This window comes from Streptomyces sp. NPDC001568, assembly GCF_042893755.1.
Classification (GTDB): domain Bacteria; phylum Actinomycetota; class Actinomycetes; order Streptomycetales; family Streptomycetaceae; genus Streptomyces.
Genome location: NZ_JBIAVF010000011.1, coordinates 120769 through 137463, shown reverse-complemented (window position 1 = coordinate 137463; position 16695 = coordinate 120769). Strand labels below are relative to the sequence as shown.

General features: G+C 69.8%; 19 protein-coding genes. 8 read left to right on the top strand and 11 right to left on the bottom strand.

Annotated features, from left to right (window positions below; translation table 11 throughout):
- Window positions 1-7 precede the first annotated feature (7 nt).
- The gene (locus ACFY0I_RS21365; protein ID WP_388897998.1) at window positions 8-1225 is read right to left on the bottom strand and encodes a hypothetical protein; all 1218 of its coding nucleotides are present in this window, start codon (window positions 1223-1225) and stop codon (window positions 8-10) included.
- A gap of 543 nt (window positions 1226-1768) precedes the next feature.
- Between ACFY0I_RS21365 and ACFY0I_RS21360 the strand changes: the two genes are divergently transcribed.
- The 3 genes from ACFY0I_RS21360 to ACFY0I_RS21350 all read left to right on the top strand — a co-directional run bounded on the left by ACFY0I_RS21360 (window position 1769) and on the right by ACFY0I_RS21350 (window position 4320).
- Window positions 1769-2218: an SRPBCC family protein gene (locus tag ACFY0I_RS21360; protein WP_388897995.1), complete on the top strand. Its 450-nt coding sequence runs from the start codon at window positions 1769-1771 to the stop codon at window positions 2216-2218.
- Window positions 2219-2386: 168 nt separating this feature from the next.
- Complete coding sequence (locus tag ACFY0I_RS21355) at window positions 2387-3790, top strand: molybdopterin-dependent oxidoreductase (RefSeq protein ID WP_388897992.1); 1404 nt, start codon at window positions 2387-2389, stop codon at window positions 3788-3790.
- On the top strand, window positions 3787-4320 hold the full coding sequence (locus tag ACFY0I_RS21350) for a hypothetical protein (RefSeq protein ID WP_388897989.1): 534 nt from the start codon (window positions 3787-3789) through the stop codon (window positions 4318-4320). The genes ACFY0I_RS21355 and ACFY0I_RS21350 overlap by 4 nt, the downstream gene beginning before the upstream one ends.
- Here ACFY0I_RS21350 and ACFY0I_RS21345 read toward each other — a convergent pair.
- Window positions 4290-5069, bottom strand: coding sequence for a class I SAM-dependent methyltransferase (locus ACFY0I_RS21345; RefSeq protein WP_388897986.1), 780 nt, complete (start codon window positions 5067-5069; stop codon window positions 4290-4292). The two genes, ACFY0I_RS21350 and ACFY0I_RS21345, sit on opposite strands and share 31 nt — an antisense overlap.
- A gap of 524 nt (window positions 5070-5593) precedes the next feature.
- On the opposite strand from ACFY0I_RS21345, the gene ACFY0I_RS21340 reads away from it, so the two are divergent.
- Window positions 5594-6004 (top strand): DUF4352 domain-containing protein, encoded by a 411-nt coding sequence (locus tag ACFY0I_RS21340; protein WP_388897983.1) that lies wholly within the window; start codon window positions 5594-5596, stop codon window positions 6002-6004.
- A 79-nt stretch (window positions 6005-6083) separates the two neighbouring features.
- Here ACFY0I_RS21340 and ACFY0I_RS21335 read toward each other — a convergent pair whose 3' ends face one another.
- Together ACFY0I_RS21335 and ACFY0I_RS21330 are read right to left on the bottom strand one after the other, a co-directional pair.
- On the bottom strand, window positions 6084-6446 hold the full coding sequence (locus tag ACFY0I_RS21335; RefSeq protein ID WP_388897980.1) for an STAS domain-containing protein: 363 nt from the start codon (window positions 6444-6446) through the stop codon (window positions 6084-6086).
- Window positions 6443-6595, bottom strand: coding sequence for a hypothetical protein (locus tag ACFY0I_RS21330; protein ID WP_388897974.1), 153 nt, complete (start codon window positions 6593-6595; stop codon window positions 6443-6445). Before ACFY0I_RS21330 ends, ACFY0I_RS21335 begins: the two co-directional genes overlap by 4 nt.
- A gap of 139 nt (window positions 6596-6734) precedes the next feature.
- On the opposite strand from ACFY0I_RS21330, the gene ACFY0I_RS21325 reads away from it, so the two are divergent.
- Window positions 6735-7577: a DUF4394 domain-containing protein gene (locus ACFY0I_RS21325; protein WP_388897971.1), complete on the top strand. Its 843-nt coding sequence runs from the start codon at window positions 6735-6737 to the stop codon at window positions 7575-7577.
- Between the two features lie 108 nt (window positions 7578-7685).
- A complete protein-coding gene (locus ACFY0I_RS21320) occupies window positions 7686-8024 on the top strand; it encodes a PRC-barrel domain-containing protein (RefSeq protein ID WP_388898455.1) in 339 nt (112 codons plus the stop codon).
- Window positions 8025-8309: 285 nt separating this feature from the next.
- Here ACFY0I_RS21320 and ACFY0I_RS21315 read toward each other — a convergent pair whose 3' ends face one another.
- The gene (locus tag ACFY0I_RS21315; protein ID WP_388897969.1) at window positions 8310-8624 is read right to left on the bottom strand and encodes a hypothetical protein; all 315 of its coding nucleotides are present in this window, start codon (window positions 8622-8624) and stop codon (window positions 8310-8312) included.
- 499 nt (window positions 8625-9123) lie between these two features.
- Window positions 9124-10218, bottom strand: coding sequence for a DUF4037 domain-containing protein (locus tag ACFY0I_RS21310; RefSeq protein ID WP_388897967.1), 1095 nt, complete (start codon window positions 10216-10218; stop codon window positions 9124-9126).
- A gap of 812 nt (window positions 10219-11030) precedes the next feature.
- On the opposite strand from ACFY0I_RS21310, the gene ACFY0I_RS21305 reads away from it, so the two are divergent.
- Window positions 11031-11600 carry a suppressor of fused domain protein gene (locus ACFY0I_RS21305; RefSeq protein WP_388897964.1) on the top strand — a complete coding sequence of 190 codons (570 nt, stop codon included), beginning with the start codon at window positions 11031-11033 and terminating at the stop codon, window positions 11598-11600.
- Window positions 11601-11832: 232 nt separating this feature from the next.
- Here ACFY0I_RS21305 and ACFY0I_RS21300 read toward each other — a convergent pair whose 3' ends face one another.
- Window positions 11833-12243 carry an ATP-binding protein gene (locus tag ACFY0I_RS21300; RefSeq protein WP_388897961.1) on the bottom strand — a complete coding sequence of 137 codons (411 nt, stop codon included), beginning with the start codon at window positions 12241-12243 and terminating at the stop codon, window positions 11833-11835.
- A gap of 294 nt (window positions 12244-12537) precedes the next feature.
- On the opposite strand from ACFY0I_RS21300, the gene ACFY0I_RS21295 reads away from it, so the two are divergent.
- On the top strand, window positions 12538-12867 hold the full coding sequence (locus ACFY0I_RS21295) for an STAS domain-containing protein (protein WP_388897958.1): 330 nt from the start codon (window positions 12538-12540) through the stop codon (window positions 12865-12867).
- A gap of 219 nt (window positions 12868-13086) precedes the next feature.
- Here ACFY0I_RS21295 and ACFY0I_RS21290 read toward each other — a convergent pair whose 3' ends face one another.
- From ACFY0I_RS21290 to ACFY0I_RS21275, 4 genes are all read right to left on the bottom strand, one after another.
- Complete coding sequence (locus ACFY0I_RS21290) at window positions 13087-13425, bottom strand: STAS domain-containing protein (protein WP_388897955.1); 339 nt, start codon at window positions 13423-13425, stop codon at window positions 13087-13089.
- A 280-nt stretch (window positions 13426-13705) separates the two neighbouring features.
- Entirely contained in the window at window positions 13706-15049 is a 1344-nt protein-coding gene (locus tag ACFY0I_RS21285) for a PP2C family protein-serine/threonine phosphatase (protein WP_388897952.1), read from the bottom strand.
- A complete protein-coding gene (locus ACFY0I_RS21280; RefSeq protein WP_388898452.1) occupies window positions 15046-16275 on the bottom strand; it encodes an ATP-binding protein in 1230 nt (409 codons plus the stop codon). Before ACFY0I_RS21280 ends, ACFY0I_RS21285 begins: the two co-directional genes overlap by 4 nt.
- Window positions 16272-16688 carry an anti-sigma regulatory factor gene (locus ACFY0I_RS21275; RefSeq protein ID WP_388897949.1) on the bottom strand — a complete coding sequence of 139 codons (417 nt, stop codon included), beginning with the start codon at window positions 16686-16688 and terminating at the stop codon, window positions 16272-16274. The genes ACFY0I_RS21280 and ACFY0I_RS21275 overlap by 4 nt, the downstream gene beginning before the upstream one ends.
- Between the last annotated feature and the right edge of the window lie 7 nt (window positions 16689-16695).

Genomic DNA, 16695 nt, shown 5'->3' with positions numbered 1-16695 from the left:
TGGCCGGTCACGGGGCCAACCGTGCTCCGGCGGCGGCCCGTACCTCTGGTGCTTCCATCGGGTCGTTGCGGAGCGCGGCGATGCGGTGCAGGGTCTGCGGGTTGTGGGGTGCCGAGGCGATGGCCAGCAGCCGTGCCCGTTTCTCGCAGTCCCAGAGCGACTCGGAGTATGCATCGTCCAGGCCGCACGGGTCGATCGCGGCGAGAGCCATCAGGTAGTCGGTGCGCTCGTAGGAGTGCGGGGTGTGCCGCCAATAGCGCCACAGAACGGGCACCGCGTCGGCGGCCTCGGGTCCGAAGCGGGCCAGTCTCCTCGCTGTGGTGTCGGGTCCGCACCAGGCGCGGGCCGTCCACTGTTCGGTGAGTTCGGCCACCAGCCCCGGTAGTGCCTCAGCCCCGGGGTGGTCGGCCAGGACGTCCGCGCCCAGCCCGGCCAGCCACTGCCGCCCGTCCACGGCCCATCCGCGTGCCGCCGGCACGGCGAGGGCTCCGAGTCGGTCGACCGCCCGCCGGAGCACGGGCAGGGGCCGGCTGTCGTCCCGGGTTCCGAGCGAGGGTACGAGCGGGATCAGCCCCTCGGCCGGCTCGCGCCCGGCCAGCGCACGCAACGCATCGATCTTTGTGTGGAACTCCGTGCCGTCGGCGGCCAGGAGGGCGAGCAGTCCCTCGTTGCTGAGCCCTCCGAGGGACGGCCGCGGACGGAACGTGCGGCCAGGCGTCTCGATCCCGAACCGGCCCCACGGTTCGGCGGACCATGGAAGCTCTTCCTCCTCGCCGATCCGGGCGCGCGCGACATCGCCGAGGTCCTCCCACCACTCGGTCGGCCAGCTGTCCGCGACCGACTGCAGTACCGCCACCCAGTGCTTGCCCTTCCGAATGTATGCCCGGAGCCCGTCCCGGGCCTCGTCCGAACCGGCGAGGGCGAGCAGCTTCAGCACCGTGGCGGTCCGCGGACACTCCTCCTCATCCCTCGCCAGGTGGTCGACGGCCGGCGTCGGCGACAGCTTCAGATCCCGGAGCAGCCGCGCCTGGTAGAGGGAACGGTCGTCGCACTGGGAATCCCACGTCCAGTCCTGGCGGATCCCGTCGTACACGAACGGCGCGGTGGCCTTCGGGTCACACCGTGCGCGCTGCGCACCCAGCCCCCGGCCGCGTTGCAGCAGCCCTTCCAGCGTGTCGTGGCGGGCGTAGGACGCGGTGCGGGCCGTCTCGTCGTAATGACTCATCACGCCACACCCTGCCCGGCCGGGGGCGTAGCCGCCATGCATTATCGGCCCGACCCCTGGTGCGGTTAAGGAGCAAGTTCAGAAGACGGGACACCACCGAAGCCATCATCGGCGCGATCACCGGGACCCTCGCCCGCCCACAGCTCCTGATCCTCGGCCGCCACGACAGCACGGGCCGCCTGCGCATGTCGGCCGCACCGGGACCTTGCGCCCGGAGCCGGCCCGCCGGGTCGCCGAGCATCTCACCGCGGCCGACCCCGGGCACCCGTGGGCCGGCGCACGGTTCACGGCGGCGTGGGGCAGTCGTGACGTCCTGGACGTGCTGCCCGTGCGTCCCGACCTGGTGGTCGAGACAGCGGCACCAGGCCACGCCGCCGGCTCCCGAGGGCGGGCATGCGCTCCCTCGGGAATCGTCGTTCGGGAGATCGTTCGTCTGTTCGGGGGGCATGGGTGCGGGCAACGGGGGCGCGGGCGTGGGGGAGGGGAAGGTCTTCCCGGGTACGGCAGGGCGCCGCCTGGCCGGCGTGGAGGAAGGATGCTGTTGTGTCGAAGGTCGAGGAGTCCGTCGAGGTCGATGTGCCCGTGCGTACGGCTTACAACCAGTGGACGCAGTTCGAGAAGTTCCCCCACTTCATGGAAGGCGTGGAGCGCATCGATCAGCTCACGCCCACGCTGACGCACTGGGTGACGAAGTTCGGTGGGGTGGACCGGGAGTTCGACGCCCGGATCACCGAGCAGATCCCCGACGAGCGGATCGCCTGGACCACGTCCGCGGGCGAGGTGCAGCAGGCCGGCGTGGTCACCTTCCACCGGCTGGACGACCACAAGTCGAAGGTGATGCTGCAGCTCGACTACGACCCCGAGGGCTTCGCCGAGAACGTCGCCGACAAGCTCGGGCTTGTGAAGCGGCAGATCACCGGTGACCTGAAGCGGTTCAAGGAGTACATCGAGGAGCAGGGCGGCGAGGCCGGTTCCTGGCGCGGCGAGGTCTGAGCCTCCCGCTTTCGCGTCCGTGGAGTCCCGGCGGTGGTGTGCAGCAGCCGCCGGGAGCCACCGGCCGGGACGGAACGGCCGACGGCACGAGGAACAACGCCCCCCGACGAGTGTCACGAGCCCGGTGAGGACGTGGGCGCGGGACGTTCTCCCAGACGTTCATGTCCGATGAACCGGATACCCATGGAGACGCACCAGATGGATACAGGCGGCGACAGCGACCAGCCGGAGGATGTGCCTCAGCGGCCGTCCGCCTCGTCGAAGCTCCCGCGCACACCGGTCGCCGAGCGGGTGCGTGACGCGATCGGCAAGGCGCGGGCGGCGGGTCCACCGCCGGGCCCGGCACGCCCCGGGTTCTGGCGCAGTCCGCTGCGGGGACCGTGGCTGACCGGAGTGTTCGGGCTCATCCTGCTGGTCGGGGTCATCGTGCTGTTCGTGACGGGTCTGTTGTCATACGCGGCCTACAACCCGAACCTCGCCCCACGCAACGACCAGACCCCCGGCAAGGGCTGGCTCGGGTTCTACCTGTTCACCTGGCCCACGTCCCCGTACTGGCTCTACCGGCTCACCCAGGGCGTGCACACCGTCCTCGGCGTGGTCCTGGTCCCGGTGCTGCTGGCCAAGCTGTGGTCGGTCATCCCAAAGTTGTTCGAGTGGCCGCCGCTTCGCTCGGCTGCCCACGCCCTGGATCGCCTGTCGCTGCTGCTCCTGGTGGGCGGGGCCGGGTTCACGTTCGTCACCGGGATCCTGAACATCCAGCTGGACTACATCTTCCCCGGCTCCTTCTACACCCTCCACTTCTACGGCGCTTGGGTGTTCATGGCCGCGTTCGTCGTCCACGTCGCCTTCCGGCTGCCACGAGCCGTCCGCGCGGTCCGGGCCGGCCGTGGGTGGCAGCCCGCCGCGGACTCCGACGAAGCGGCGGGGCTGGTCTCGCCCCGTCCGGCGCAGGCCACGATCTCGCGCCGGGGCGCGGTCGCGATGGTGGGGGCCGGCTCGCTGGCCTTGCTGGTGGTGACGGCCGGTCAGAGCATCGGGGGCTGGTGGCGCCGGACCGCACTGCTGGCCCCGCACGGCCGCGACCCCGGTACGGGACCGAACGGCTTCCAGATCAACAAGACCGCCGCTTCCAGCGGAATCCGGCCCAGCGACATCGGCCCCGCCTGGCGGCTGACGGTGCGCGGGGCAGGCCGCCAGGAGGTGCTGACCCGCGCGATGCTGCTGGCGATGCCGCAGCGGGAGGCGGCGCTGCCGATCGCGTGCGTGGAGGGCTGGTCGACACCCGACCAGCAGTGGTCCGGAGTGCGCCTCACCGATCTCGCCGCCCTGGTCGGACTCGGCACCGATACCCCGCGGGTACTCGTGGAGTCGGTCCAACGCGGCGGATCGTTCTCCTCCGTCGTCCTCGCCGCCAACCAGGCACGCGACGACCGCTCGCTCCTCGCCGTGCGCGTCAACGGGGCGGACCTGTCTGTGGACCACGGATACCCGGCCCGCGTGATCATCCCGGCGGCCCCGGGCGTCCACAACACCAAATGGGTCACCCGCCTCACCTTCGGAGAATCCGCATGAATGATCTGCCCATGGGGGCGGCCGCGGCATTCCGCCGACGCTACGGTGCCTCCCCGCTCCACCTCCTGCTCACCCTGGCCTGCCTCGCCCTCGCCCTGTACGCCGGCATCCGCCTCCTGGCGGGCGACACCATGGGGGTGGCGATCTGGTTCGTCGGCGCCGCCCTCCTGCACGACCTGGTCCTGCTCCCCGCCTACTCCCTCACCGACCGCGCCGCCCAGATCCTTGTCCGCGGCCGAACCACCGCGCCCGCAGGCGTGCCGCGACCGAGCGTCAACCACCTTCGCGTCCCGGCCTTCGTCTCGGGTGTGCTGTTCCTGGTCTGGTGGCCCCTGATCCTCCAGCAAGGCGGAAACTACACCGCCTACACCGCCCTGTCCGCCGACGGCTTCCTCGCCCGCTGGCTCCTCATCACCGCCGCCCTGTTCATCGCCTCGGCGATCCTCTGGTTGGCGCGGATCCGGCTGCGCCCGCGGCCGGATCGCAAGGAGCGCCGAGCTCAGGGGCAGGCCCGCAAAACGGCGAAGTGACGCTCGCCCGACAGGCTGGTCCACTGCTCGAGGGGCGCCCAGCCGGAGAGCCGGCCGTGCCGGACCAAGGCCTGGGTGCCGACGGTGGCCCAGGGGAAGATCGGGCCGGCCGGGCGGCGGCCGACGTGGATCGCGACCCGGCGCCGCTCGTCCACATCACGAGCCGAGGTTTCCACGAGCAGCAGCCCAGCAGGGCGTACGAGGTCGTGGAGGCGGCGCAGGAGGCGGCGTGGATCACCGCCGATGCCGATGTTCCCGTCGATCAGCAGCGCGCTGTCCCAACGACCCTCGTCCGGTACCGGAGCGAAGACGGAACCGCTGTGCGCGTGGCCGCCCCGGCATGCTGTGGAGATGACGGCGGCCGGGGACACATCGATGCCCAGGACGATGTGGCCGCGTTGTGTGAGCGCTTCCACGAGGCGCCCGGCCCCGCACCCGACGTCCAGGACCCTCCCCTTGCAGCGTTCCAGGACGGCCTGGTCCGCCGGATCGGCCCCGCCCGACCAGCGGGCTACGTCCAACGGGAGGGACCAGCCCTCGCCGTCCCGCAGCGTGACCTCACCGATGGGCGCGTGGATCGCCTGCGCGTACAGGGCGCTGTTCCAGGGTTCCGGGCGGTCGGTATCCCGGTCGGCGGCACGGACACGGATTCCAGGCGCCTTGTGGGCGGGCGCCGTGGACGTTCGGGGGAGGCAGCTCGGCCCGGTGGCGGGCCGTACACCGTAGGGGCTGGGGAACACGCGCGTCATGACTCGGCCCTTTCGGAGCACGCCTGGAACCGACCCGCACGACGCTAGGACGACTACGCCCGAGCCGCCTGCCAGGAGCATCGGATGGCCGAGCTGCGGACAGCCGCCGCCGGCGTACCGTCGGCGTCCGGGTGATCTCCTCAGCCGAGTCGGCGCGGTGGATGGTCGCCATGACACCGGATGTTGTGAACGGGCGGAGCCTCGGTCCACCCGGGAAGGGTGGCTGCGGATCGCCGCCCCTCGCCCCTGGGGCTTGCCGTCCCGTCGCCGGCTCCGGGGCGGGGAGAGCGCTCCCGGCGAGAATGGATCCGACGTACTGAGCACTTCGGGCCGCCGGCCCGTGGTGTCGCAGTCGCACGTCGTCCTCTGAATCAGACGCTCGGCACACGCCCTGAACGTTCCGACCGCTGCTGCGGGAGGCCGACCGCGGGCGCGGCTCGACAACGGTGAAGGTGGCGGACCGCCGATCCGGCGCCCCCGGCTACGATCCGGCGAGCCCAACGCCGTCCCCCTCCGCATCCGCGATGGTGGGGACCACCATCGACCTCACGGGCGCCCGCGCTGGGGAGAGCCTCGCGGTCACCCTCGTGAAGGTGGTCGACCCGGCCGGCGCGAAGAACGAGTACTCCACCCCGGAGGCCGGCACACGATTCGTGGCCGTCCAGTTCCGTCTGAAGAACACCGGCACCGCCGTATACCAGGATTCCCCCGGTAACGGGGCCAAGCTCGTGGACACCCAAGGCCAACGGTTCGACACATCGTTCGACGACAGCGACGCCGGTGTGAGTTTCCCCGGGAGCATCACCGTCGCGCCGGGCGACACAGGACTGGGATTCCTCACCTTCGAGGTACCCAAAGCCTCCAAGATCGCGAAAGTGCAGTTCGCGATGAACAGCGGGTTCTCTGCGAACACCGGCCAGTGGAACGTGTCCTGATCGGCCCGACACCGCGACCGCGCAATACCGGGCCCGGAGCGGCTCGTCAGCGCCGCTGACACCGCGTGCGCGACGCCGGTCAGGTGACGTCGGCGAGGCGTGCGTCCATGGCGGCCGTCGTGCTGGGGAAGGACGGAATGGCGGTGCTGATGCCGGTGAGGTTGAGCATTCGCGCGAGGCGGCCGGGTACCGCGGCCGGTGTCAGTGATCCGCTCGCGGCGATCGCGCAACGCATGATGCCGATGAGGGCGTTGAGTCCGGAAGAGTCGCAGAAGGTGACGTGCGTCAGGTCCAGGATGACGTGCGGGTGGCCCCGGGCGATGAGTTCCAGGCCGTGTGTGCGCAGGGCAGGCGCGGTTGCGATGTCGATGTCCCCGCCGATCACGGCGACCGCCAGGCGCCCGCGGACGTGTGCGGTGGCGAGGGTGAGGTCGTCGGTCACGGGCTGTGCTCCTGCTCGACGCGGGCCGCGCCCTCGGCGGGGAGAGTGCGGGCCGTCGCGGCGGAGAACGGGTGACCTGTGGTCGGCCGGTGGGTGACGGACAGGGCGGGGAGGGCGATGAGGATGCGGTTCGCAGCCGGCAGGGGCATCCAGAGCTTTCCCTCGCCCCCTGCGCGGGGTGAATGCGCCTCCATCTGGCTGTGCTCGACGGGCCGGACCGGGACGTGACTGGTTGTGTCTGCCAGGTGACGCCCGGCTGTGCGGGCGGTTCGACTCAGTGGAGACCTCATGCGCAAGGCAGTCCTCGTGATGGCGCTCGCCGCCGCCCTGTCCGTGACCGGACCGGCGGTGGCCGCGGACAGCGACCCGCACGACCACGGCCGGGGCGGTCCGAAGGTGACCGGCCTGACCGACGACCAGCAACTGGTGTCGTTCCGCGCCGGCGACACAGACCGGGTGTCCACGGCCGGGACCGTCACCGGTCTCGCCGGCGACTCGACGCTGGTCGGGATCGACTACCGCGTCCAGAACGGTCTGCTCTACGGCGTGGGCAACGCCGGCGGCGTGTACACCCTCGACACCACGACCGCCGCCGCGACCAAGGTGTCCCAGCTGAGCATCGCCCTGACGGGCACCGCCTTCGGCGTGGACTTCAACCCGGCCGCCGACCGGCTGCGGATCATCAGCGACACCGGCCAGAACCTGCGCCACAACGTGAACGTCGCCACCGGCGGAACCCTCGCCGACACCCCACTCACCACCCCGCCCGCCACCACCCCCACCCTGGGCGTCACCGGCGCCGCGTACACCAACAACGACCTGGACCCGGCGACGGCCACCAGCCTGTTCGACATCGACACCGCGGCCGACCGCGTGGTGCTGCAGTCCCCGGCCAACTCCGGCACCCTCGCCCCCACCGGCAACCTCGGCGTCGACGCGGGACCCAGCGCGGGCTTCGACATCTACTTCTCACCCAAGGACGGCAGCAACCAGGGCTTCGCCGCGCTCTCCATCGACGGTTCCTACCGCTTCTACAAGGTCAACCCGCTCACCGGAGCGGCCCGCGACGCCGGCGCCTTCCCCGACGACCGACAGGTCTTCGACGTCGCCCTGCCCCTGAACCAGAAGTAGCCACCTCACCCCGCACCGTCGCCCTCCCCAGCCCGGTCATCACGTGATGGCGGGCAGGGTTCCCAAGAACGTTCCCCACCCCATGAAGGAGAGTCACCCGTGGCTGACATGTGGAGCTACAACCCCGAGTCGCACTACACCCCCGGCACCAGCATGGTCGGCTTCAAGGTCGAGGCCAGCGACGGCCACATCGGCAAGGTCGACGAGGCCACCGAGGAGGTCGGCTCCTCCTACATCGTCGTCGACACCGGCCCGTGGATCTTCGGCAAGGAAGTCCTCATTCCAGCCGGCACCGTCGTCCGCGTCGACGTGAAGGAGGAGACGATCAACGTCAACCTCACCAAGGACCAGATCAAGGACTCGCCGGAGTACGACAAGGACAAGCATCGAGGTGACGCCTCCTACCGCGATCAGCTCGGCCAGTACTACGGCCGCGGCAACGTCTGACTCGTATGCTGCTGCGGCTCCTTCACCAGTGGGGGAGCCGCAGCCACGTACGCACCTGAGCGTGCAACGCCCCAGTCAGAGGAAATCGACCCCCGTATGCTCGCCCTCGCTGCTGGCGGGACAATTTTCCATACAGAACTGCACACCGAGAGCGCCGAAGGCGCCGCGTTCCGGTCGAGGATCATCGGCGTCTGTCCGTTCCGCGTGGTCGTACGGCACTTTCAACGGCACTTTCAGGTGGTGCTCGCATTCCCGGTACCGCCACGCGGCCTCGGCGCCCCTGCGTCAGCCCTGCCCTTCGGTGTCGAACACCTGATAGCTGATCCACTTCGCGACCAAGGCCGGATCGCGGGGGGCTGCGAACCGGATCAGCAGCCGCGCTTCCTCCTCGCCGTCGCCCGGCGCCTCACCGACGAGCGGCGACGGGTCCACGACGTGCTTCTGGTTCTCCTGGGGAACGGCGAGCATTTCCACCGCGCGTTCATCGTGCGCCCGGAGCCCGTTCAACACCCGAATCAACGTGCCGTAAGACTTCGAGGAGAGCATGTCCTCGGGATTCTGGTCCTCCCGCAGTAACACCGGCACGATCAGCGTCGCCATGTTCCCCCGCCGGGCTTTGGCTGCAGGGCCCGGCCGACGAGGTGGGGGAATCCTCCGGTTCCGCCACCACGGACCAGCCTTCGCTCGGGGACCGACACACCCGGTCTTCCGGAGCCGGCCTCAGCCCGGAAGTCGATCTTCCGCGGTCTCTGCCGCGGTCGGCTCGAACGCGTGATGGGATCCCTGTCCATGAACCACAATCTCGAAGAACCTGTTGTCGCCCTCACGGTGTCCCAGGAACGCCTGGCCGCCGCGCGAACTGTTGCGGCGCACGCCGCCGATGCGGCCGAGCTTGCCCGGTTCCTGGACATGCTCGATCGGCGACCTCGACGGTGTGCCGCCCGTGATGGTGGTCCTGGATCGAGTCGTTGAGGCCTCCGGCACGGAGCTGGGCCGTTGGGGCGTCGGCGTACGGTCCCGGCTCCCCAGCGGCGTACAGCTCAGCGTCCCTGGTTGTCGGGCCGCTTTGCTCTTGCCTCTCTTGCTTTGAGACGGAGGCTCAAGGGGAGAGCAGCGCGTTGGTGGCGGCGCGCGTCAGTTCCGGATGGCTGAGGACGTCCGTGCTGTCGATGAACTGGTCGACGGTGCCGATGGTTGGCAGGGACCTGATGTTCGGGTCGGTGATGCGGTCTCTCAGCGCCGCGGTGAAGCGTTCGGCGTGCAGGACCTGGAATGGTCTGGTGTGGTAGGGCCGCGTGGCGGGGTCGACAGGATCGGTGAGGCCGAGCTGGTTGTGTGTGGCCGCGACGGCTTCGTAGGCGCAGGCCAGGTGGTGCTCGCGGGTGTGCCAGTCGGTGGCGGCGAGGGCGGCGGTGAGGACCGGGGTGAGAGCGGGTGCCTGGGCGGTGCGGGCGAAGGCGCTGCCGAGCCATTTGCTGTAGGGCGGGTAGCGGCGATCCATGAGCAGGCAGAGCCGCATCAGATCGCGTACCAGGCGGGCGGCGACGACCGCGGAGCCGATTTCGTCGCCCACTTCGCCGCAGCGGCCGACGAAGGCTTCCTCCCGGGAGATGCGCTGCCACTGGCAGGCGAGCAGGTGGAGCCAGAGGTCGTGGGGATACCAGTCGAGGTTGGCGCGGACCGGTGCGAGTTGGCCGAGTCCGTCGTGGAAGACGGCACCGGCGGTGACTTCGGCGAGGAGCTGGGTGGGGGTGGCCAGCCAGTCGGACAGGGTGATGTCGGTACGCGGGTCGAAGCCCAGTTGTGCGGTGAACCAGGTCCCTGGATCGGTGACTTCGACCCGGTGGTGGACTGGCCCGTCAGTGGTCCGCATGACCCGGATGTCCGCCTCGCCGGCGGGGGCGAAGTGCGTCGGGTAGCCGCGGAAGGTTTTCGGCAGGCGTTCGGAGAGCAGCGCCGTGATCCTCGCGCCGTGGCGGGTGACGTCCTGCGAGCGCAGGAAGATCTGCAGGCGAGGTCCCCACTCGTGGTCGGCGGAGCGGGCGGTGTCGAATCCGAGGACTTCCGAACCGCTGCCGAGACGAGCGGCGGAGTGCGTAACCCCGGGGGCGGCTTCGTCCAGCAAAGGCCGTACGGCTTCGCAGTAGAAGCGGTGGGAGAGTTCCAGCCCGGGAACGAAGGACGGCGTGGTCATGCTGGAGAGGGTGCCGGATCGGCACCCGGCCGGTCGAAGGCATTTCCCGCCCGGCAGGCTACGCCTGACCGCGCGTACGGCCGACCCGACCCGCCACCAGCTTCTACGGCCGGCCACCGTCAGGCATCGGCCGGCCGCAGACGGCCGAACAACGCCCAGCGCGTCCAAGAGCAGTCCGCATTCATCCGTACGCCGCTGAGGACCTTCACCGAGTACGCCGACACGGGGGATCTTTCGCCAGAACGAGGTCGCAGCTGCGTTCTGATGCCCCACCAGGTCACTGCTTACGAGAGCCGGGCCTCGACGAGGCCGGCCGTGTCGGCGTCGGCGGCCACGCCTCCCGCCGTCGTCAGGAATCCCTTCGACGACCCGACGGCCGCCACGGAAACCGCTGCGCCCACGAAACAGGTGGTTGCCCGTGCCGCTCGGGTTCCGTAGCCGTGCACCGGATTGCGAGGCCCAGCAGGCCGTTGGGATTGATGAGGTTGACGGGGCCACCCTCGGAGTGAGCGGTAGGGAATCCGGCCGAAGGGATCCCGCTGGGTGAAGCCGAAGGGATCCCGCTGGGTGAACAGGCCAACGTTGGGGTCGTGTCGGCGGCCTGGAAGCGGTGGACACCGGTGGGGTCTTGGTAGCCGTCGGCCAACCGATAGGGCTCCACGACCTCTCGGATGTCGCCGCCCGTTGGACGCCGCGGGGCCGGCTCTGTTCACGAGAACGGGTTCTGGCGCACCTTCGGTGGACCCTTTGCAGATCGTCACTGGTGGCGCCCCGGTGGCATCCGTGTGTGGGTGATCGTGCAGGCTGGTTATATGGACAGTCGCGTAGAGAAGTACCTCGCCCATCTTGATCGGCTCTCCGGGGGGCGTGAGCCGAGGTTCTTCCCTGTCGAGTCGACCAAACCGGGGCTCCGTGGTGTGACGGAGCTCGTGTACGAGGACCTGCCGGACGGGCTTCTCACGGCGCTCACCTACGGCTTGTCGCTGGCAGAACATCCGGACTGGCAGCACGGCTCACCGGAACTCTGTCTCAGCGTGAATTCGACCAACGTGATCTGGGCCCACGCGGTGGGCTTCCTCGCCGAGCAGCTCCGTGGCACCTGCCCCTTCAGCTACGGCAGCACCATTGATTTCGGCGAGCGAATCGTGCCGGAGTCGGAGATGACGGCATTCTGCGTGTTCGCGCCCATGGTCCTGGAAAGAGACGACTACCTGGGCATCGACGTCGGCGTTCCGGGACACGAGGGTCACGACGTGATCAACATCCAAGGGATGTACCCCATCCACGAGGTGGAGCGGCAGTTCATCAACGAGCACGGGCTTGAAGCCTTCTGGAAGAGCGATTGGGAGCCCACTGACGTGCTGCGTCGCCCCGCAATCTGATGTGGGGAGGGCGGCTGCCCTGGCCTGGATGACTCATGTGATGGAAAACATCAGGCGAGCAGGACTCGTTCTCGCAGGAGTGCGAAGCCGGCTCGGCCGAACATCTGGCGCTTGAGCATTTTGATCCGATTGACATGCCCTCGCCCTGGCGCTCGGTGAGCATGGTCGCGAAGGCCCGGACGTGCCTCCGGTTCGCGGCCCGTCTGTCAGCCTGTTCGTGCCGGGCCGCCCCTCAGTCGTCGGTCAGCGCGATGGAGGCGGTGATCCGTTTCCCGGAGGGTTCACGCTGGATTCCGAAGGCGTGGGTAACGGCCATGACGATCGCGAGGCCTTGCTGTCCGATGCGCAGGGGGTCGGGGGGCAGGATCGCAGGCGGGTTCGGGTTGCTGTCCCACACCATGACTTCCATCCGGCCTTCGCGGACTTCCAACGTCAGCCGGCTCGGTCCGGGGGCGTACTTGCGGGTGTTGGTGACGAGCTCGCTGACGACGAGCTCGACGACGTCCAGGGCGCGTTCGCTGACCGGGACACGGTGTACGTCCTGGATTTCGGTGAGGAATCGGCGGGTGAGGTGGCGGGCCTCGGCGACCGGCTCGCCGCCAGCGTATGCGGCGGAGCACGATATGGGGTTGGTGCGCCTCACGGGCTGTCCGGCCTCCTCAGTCCTCTTCGGCGGCCACGCTGCGAGCGACCACGTAGGGACTCTATCCGCCCGCATACCCGCGATCTGCCGGAGTAGCATCCGACGCCCAGCTGCCGCCTCCACACCGCCGCGAGGCCCCTCGCGCCACAACTCCAAGTGGAAGCGCCCCTGCCCACCTGAGGGTGGTCGATGTCAGCGTGGATCATGCTCCAAGGACAACGGATGTTGTCGGCGCGGTATTGTCCGTGTGACGGGCCGCGGTATCGCGCCGCCCACGGACGCTGGGGAGCGCAGATGGAACAGCGGGTGCAGGTCATGCCCGACGAGGGCGGTGTCCGCGTCATCGTGTGCGCGGGCGACTTCGACCAGGACACCCTGCAACCCCTCGACCAGGCCTGTACGAACGCCGCGAACGACCCGGCCGTACGAAGGGTCATCTTCGACGTCACCGGGATCACCTTCGCCGACTCCTCCTTGCTCAACCTCCTCATCCGCATGCTGCACACCGGCCGCTTGGTCCTGGCCGGACCGGTACCCCCACGGCTGGGACGGCTCCTGGACCTCACCCAGGTCCGCGACTTGCTGCCCTCAGCCGATGGCATCGCGGCCGCGCGCACCCTGTAAAGCCGAGGCGGTGCGCGGCTGCGGATCCGGATCGAAGGCGCAGGAGACGGATCGGCTATCGCTCGGCTCGCCCACGCCCTGACCCCTCTCCGTGATCGCCCGCCATGGGCCGGAGCCAGGGATATCTGACCCCGGCCGGGTCCGGCCCCCAAACTGATCGGGGTCGGATTCCTGGCGGTCGTCGAGCGCTGTGGTGCTCGGGCAGCGGCCCGGGATCGGTCAGGTGCCGGGCGTGAGAAAGAGGGCGTCGACGCCGGTCATCTCCAGCAGCCGCACGATCTGGGGCTGCGGGTTGCGCAGACTGATCCGTTTGCCGTGTGTTGCCGCGGTCTGCCGTGCCTGGATGAGGGTGTTGAGGCCTGCCGAGTCGCAGAAGGAGAGGTCGGACAGGTCGAGGACGATCTCGTCGCGGCCGTCCGCCTGAGTAGCCGCGGAGAGCAGGGCGTTGCGCAGCATCGGGGCGCGGTCGATGTCCATCTCGCCGCCGACGTGAATAACCAGGCAGCGGTCGTCATCATTCATCCACACGCCGCGCGTGCTTCCGTCTCGATCTTCCATGCTGCTCATAATGAAGGACGCCGTGCACGCGGGGGTAGCGGGAGTCCACAGTCCTGGGCTTCCATGCCCGCCGACTACGCACGGTCGAGGCTCAACCCTGACGTTCCCCAGCCCGATCCACCACCGTGGCGCACGGCCCGCACCCGGGGTTCATGTTTGGCCGCCCTGGTCACCGGCGTGCTGGTGCAGCTTGCTCGGTCGTTTACGGTGCTCGCGGTCCGCTGAATGCACGCAGTGTTGGGTTTGTGTGTGTGTGGGCGTACCGGGCCGGCTCGATTCTTCAGGGGGCGGGGTTGAGACGGGCGGTGAAGACGATGATGTCGTCGTCGGGTTCCGTGGCGAAGGTGTCGACGAGCAGGGTGCAGAGGGACTCGGGTTCGTGGGGACCTGCCTCGGCGGTGGCGGCGAGCAGGTCGAGGCGGTCGTAGAGGTCGCTGCCACGCGTTTCGATGAGCCCGTCGGTGACCAGAAGGAGGCGGCTTCCGGGCTCGATCGGGTGGCTGGTGGCGGGTGGGTGGGGCAGAGCGATGCCCAGGAGCGGCCCGTGTTTCCGCAAGAAGCGCGGCGGACCGGTGGGCGGGAGGAGCAGGGGCGGCAGGTGGCCGGCGTTGGCGACCTGCATGCGGGCGTTGCCCGGCTCGATCAGCACGATGCACACGCTGGTGGTCCAGCCGGGCTGGTGCAGGCCCAGGAGGTGGTCGAGCTGTTCCAGCAGAACGTGCGGGGGAAGGCCCTGGGCGGCGTAGGCGCGCAGGGCGTGACGTAGCTGGCCCATGACGACGGCGGCCTGGAGGGAGTGGCCGACAACGTCTCCGACGGCCAGGAGCAGGCCGTCGGGTGTGTGGACCGCTTCGTAGAAGTCGCCGCCGATCTCGGCCGTGGTGACGGCGGGCAGGTAACGCACGGCGAGCTCGACACCGGGGGAGGTGGGAAGGTACGCGGGCAGGAACGTGCGTTGGAGGGTCAGGGCGAGTTCGTGTTCCTTGCTGAAGCGTTCGACGACGTCCTTGTGCTCGACGGTGAGTTCCGCGTAGAGGGCCATGACCCCGGCGTTGGTCTCGGTGAGTTCCTCGTTGAGGCGTTCGAGTTCGTCACGCTGTGCGTGGGCCTCTTCCAAGGCTGCGATCAGATCGCGGGATTGGGCCCGCAGGTCGTCGATCGCGGTGGTGGGGGGCTCCGCCTCGACGAGCGCGTGAACCCGGGCCGCCGCCTGCTCACCCGACATCTGGGGCAGCGGGCAGGCGATCTCGATGCGCCCCCCGCGCAGGCCGCCCGCGCCGGTTCCGCTGGTGGCGGGCGTGTACTGGGTCTGCGGCAGGAGGCGGGTGACGGCGGCCAGGGATTCACCGCTGGGGACCCGGTCGTCATGCCATCGCAGAGAGGCGGTGAGCGCAGCCGGTTCGCGCAGGACCTCGAAGGAGGCGGTCATCGGGGCGGCGCGCAACAGGTCACGGCCCAGCTCGCTCACGGCGGTGGCCAGGCGCACCTGGTCGCGGGCGTCCAGACCCGCGGCCTGGGCAACGGACTTGGCACGCCGGCGCAGGGCGAAAACGTCCTGCTCGGTGGCCACCGCGGTGATCAGGGCGGGCGACTGGCCGCGGGTGCGGGCGGCGGGCACGTTCACCAGGCCCCCTTGGTGATCACCACGCTGGCGTCGTCGCGGCGGGTTCCCGCCAGGCGCAGCAGACCTGCCGCGATCAGCGCCGGAGGATGGTGCAGCAGCGACGCCAGATCACCGGGCTTCCAACGCTCGCTGAGCCCGTCGGAGTGCATCACCAGCGCCCCGCCCATGGGCAGCTGCTGTTCGTAGGTACGCAGCCGCCGCATCTGGTGGCCGACGATGCCCGGGTGGGACAGCAGGTTGGAACGGGTGTCGGCCCCGATGACGGCAGCGGTGATGTTCCCGATGCCGCAGAACAACACTCGCCCACCGGGCTCCAGGCGGGCGATCGCGACCGCCGCGCCGCGGGTGCCGCGCAGCGCCCGGTGGACTTCCTCCATCACCTGGGCGGGTGTGTGCCCGACTCCGGTGCGGAAGGCCTGGATGGCCGCCTGAGAGGCGGTGGCCGCCATCGGCCCGTGGCCGAGTCCGTCGCAGGACATGACCAGCACGCCCCGGCCCGATGCGGCGGCGGCGTCGTGGACGAGTTCCGAACGGCCGCCGATACCTGGCCGCAGGAGGCGATCCGGCCGTTGGATCCGTGGGTGGGAGGAGCCGCCGGGTCGGGCCGCTGTCATCGCCGACCAGTCCAGAACCGCGGGTGCGGTGTCCTTGGAAGCGGAGTTTGTTGCGGCGTCATCGACGGTCGCGTGCTCTGGGGTGGGCTCGTCGCCGCGTGCGGCCCAGGCATCGCCGCAGACCTCTTCGCCGCCGATGGGCCGGCTGATGCCCGCGACGAAGGCCTCGCCCGCCACCGAGAGAGGCTGAGGATGGGGCCAGAACCGGGCCAGTTGCAAAGTCCCGGTGCCCGGCAGGGAATGGATGTCGAACCGGTCGGCCAACCGTGTCACCGCGCCCAGTCCCAGCCCCAGAGTTCCGACCGTGGACACCCCGTCGCGCAGGGCCGCCGGCACGTCCGCCATGCCGGGGCCGCCATCGATGACGATCACCTCGACGCCGGCGACGCTCCGGTTGCGCAGAACCCGCAGGAGTATCGAGCCGTCGACGGTGTGCTTGGCGAGGTTGGTGGCCAATTCGGTCACGGCCAGCACCAACTGGGCGGTGCGGTGCTCTCCCAGCCCGATGCGTCGGCCCAGTGCGGCGGCCGCGCCGCGGGCGGCTTCGGGCCGGTCACGGAACCAGGCGGTGTCCTCACAGTCCAGCAACAGCGCATCCCCCATGGCGATCATCTCGCCCACTTGGTGATGGATACGGTGGTCCCCTGCCCGGGGGCGGTGTCCAGGACGAAGTCATCGACCAGCCGCTTGGAGCCGGACAATCCGAGCCCCATGCCGTTGCCCGAGGTCCAGCCGTCGGTGAGGGCAAGGTCCACATCGGGGATTCCAGGTCCCTGGTCGGTGAAGACCAGGCGCACGCCGCGCCGGCCGTATTCGCTGACCAGGGCGGCGGTCATGGTCCCGCCCCCGCCGTAGATCAGGGTGTTACGGGCCAGTTCACTGGCGGCGGTGATCAACTTGGTCTGCTCCACCAGGGAAAGCCGGCACTCCTGGGCCAGGGTACGGACCAGCTGACGGGCCTGAACGACGCCGGCGTTGGCGCTGATCTCCAACACGGTCGGACCCTGGCCGACCGGGCCGCTCACCGGCCTG

Coding starts and splice junctions, on each gene's coding strand:
- ACFY0I_RS21355 (WP_388897992.1), top strand. CDS start 2,387: ATGAACCGGATACCCATGGAGACGCACCAGATGGATACAGGCGGCGAC.
- ACFY0I_RS21320 (WP_388898455.1), top strand. CDS start 7,686: ATGTGGAGCTACAACCCCGAGTCGCACTACACCCCCGGCACCAGCATG.
- ACFY0I_RS21280 (WP_388898452.1), bottom strand. CDS start 16,275: ATGATCGCCATGGGGGATGCGCTGTTGCTGGACTGTGAGGACACCGCC.
- ACFY0I_RS21325 (WP_388897971.1), top strand. CDS start 6,735: ATGCGCAAGGCAGTCCTCGTGATGGCGCTCGCCGCCGCCCTGTCCGTG.
- ACFY0I_RS21330 (WP_388897974.1), bottom strand. CDS start 6,595: ATGCCCCTGCCGGCTGCGAACCGCATCCTCATCGCCCTCCCCGCCCTG.
- ACFY0I_RS21310 (WP_388897967.1), bottom strand. CDS start 10,218: ATGACCACGCCGTCCTTCGTTCCCGGGCTGGAACTCTCCCACCGCTTC.
- ACFY0I_RS21350 (WP_388897989.1), top strand. CDS start 3,787: ATGAATGATCTGCCCATGGGGGCGGCCGCGGCATTCCGCCGACGCTAC.
- ACFY0I_RS21290 (WP_388897955.1), bottom strand. CDS start 13,425: ATGGAAGATCGAGACGGAAGCACGCGCGGCGTGTGGATGAATGATGAC.
- ACFY0I_RS21315 (WP_388897969.1), bottom strand. CDS start 8,624: ATGGCGACGCTGATCGTGCCGGTGTTACTGCGGGAGGACCAGAATCCC.
- ACFY0I_RS21365 (WP_388897998.1), bottom strand. CDS start 1,225: ATGAGTCATTACGACGAGACGGCCCGCACCGCGTCCTACGCCCGCCAC.
- ACFY0I_RS21305 (WP_388897964.1), top strand. CDS start 11,031: ATGGACAGTCGCGTAGAGAAGTACCTCGCCCATCTTGATCGGCTCTCC.
- ACFY0I_RS21295 (WP_388897958.1), top strand. CDS start 12,538: ATGGAACAGCGGGTGCAGGTCATGCCCGACGAGGGCGGTGTCCGCGTC.
- ACFY0I_RS21340 (WP_388897983.1), top strand. CDS start 5,594: ATGGTGGGGACCACCATCGACCTCACGGGCGCCCGCGCTGGGGAGAGC.
- ACFY0I_RS21345 (WP_388897986.1), bottom strand. CDS start 5,069: ATGACGCGCGTGTTCCCCAGCCCCTACGGTGTACGGCCCGCCACCGGG.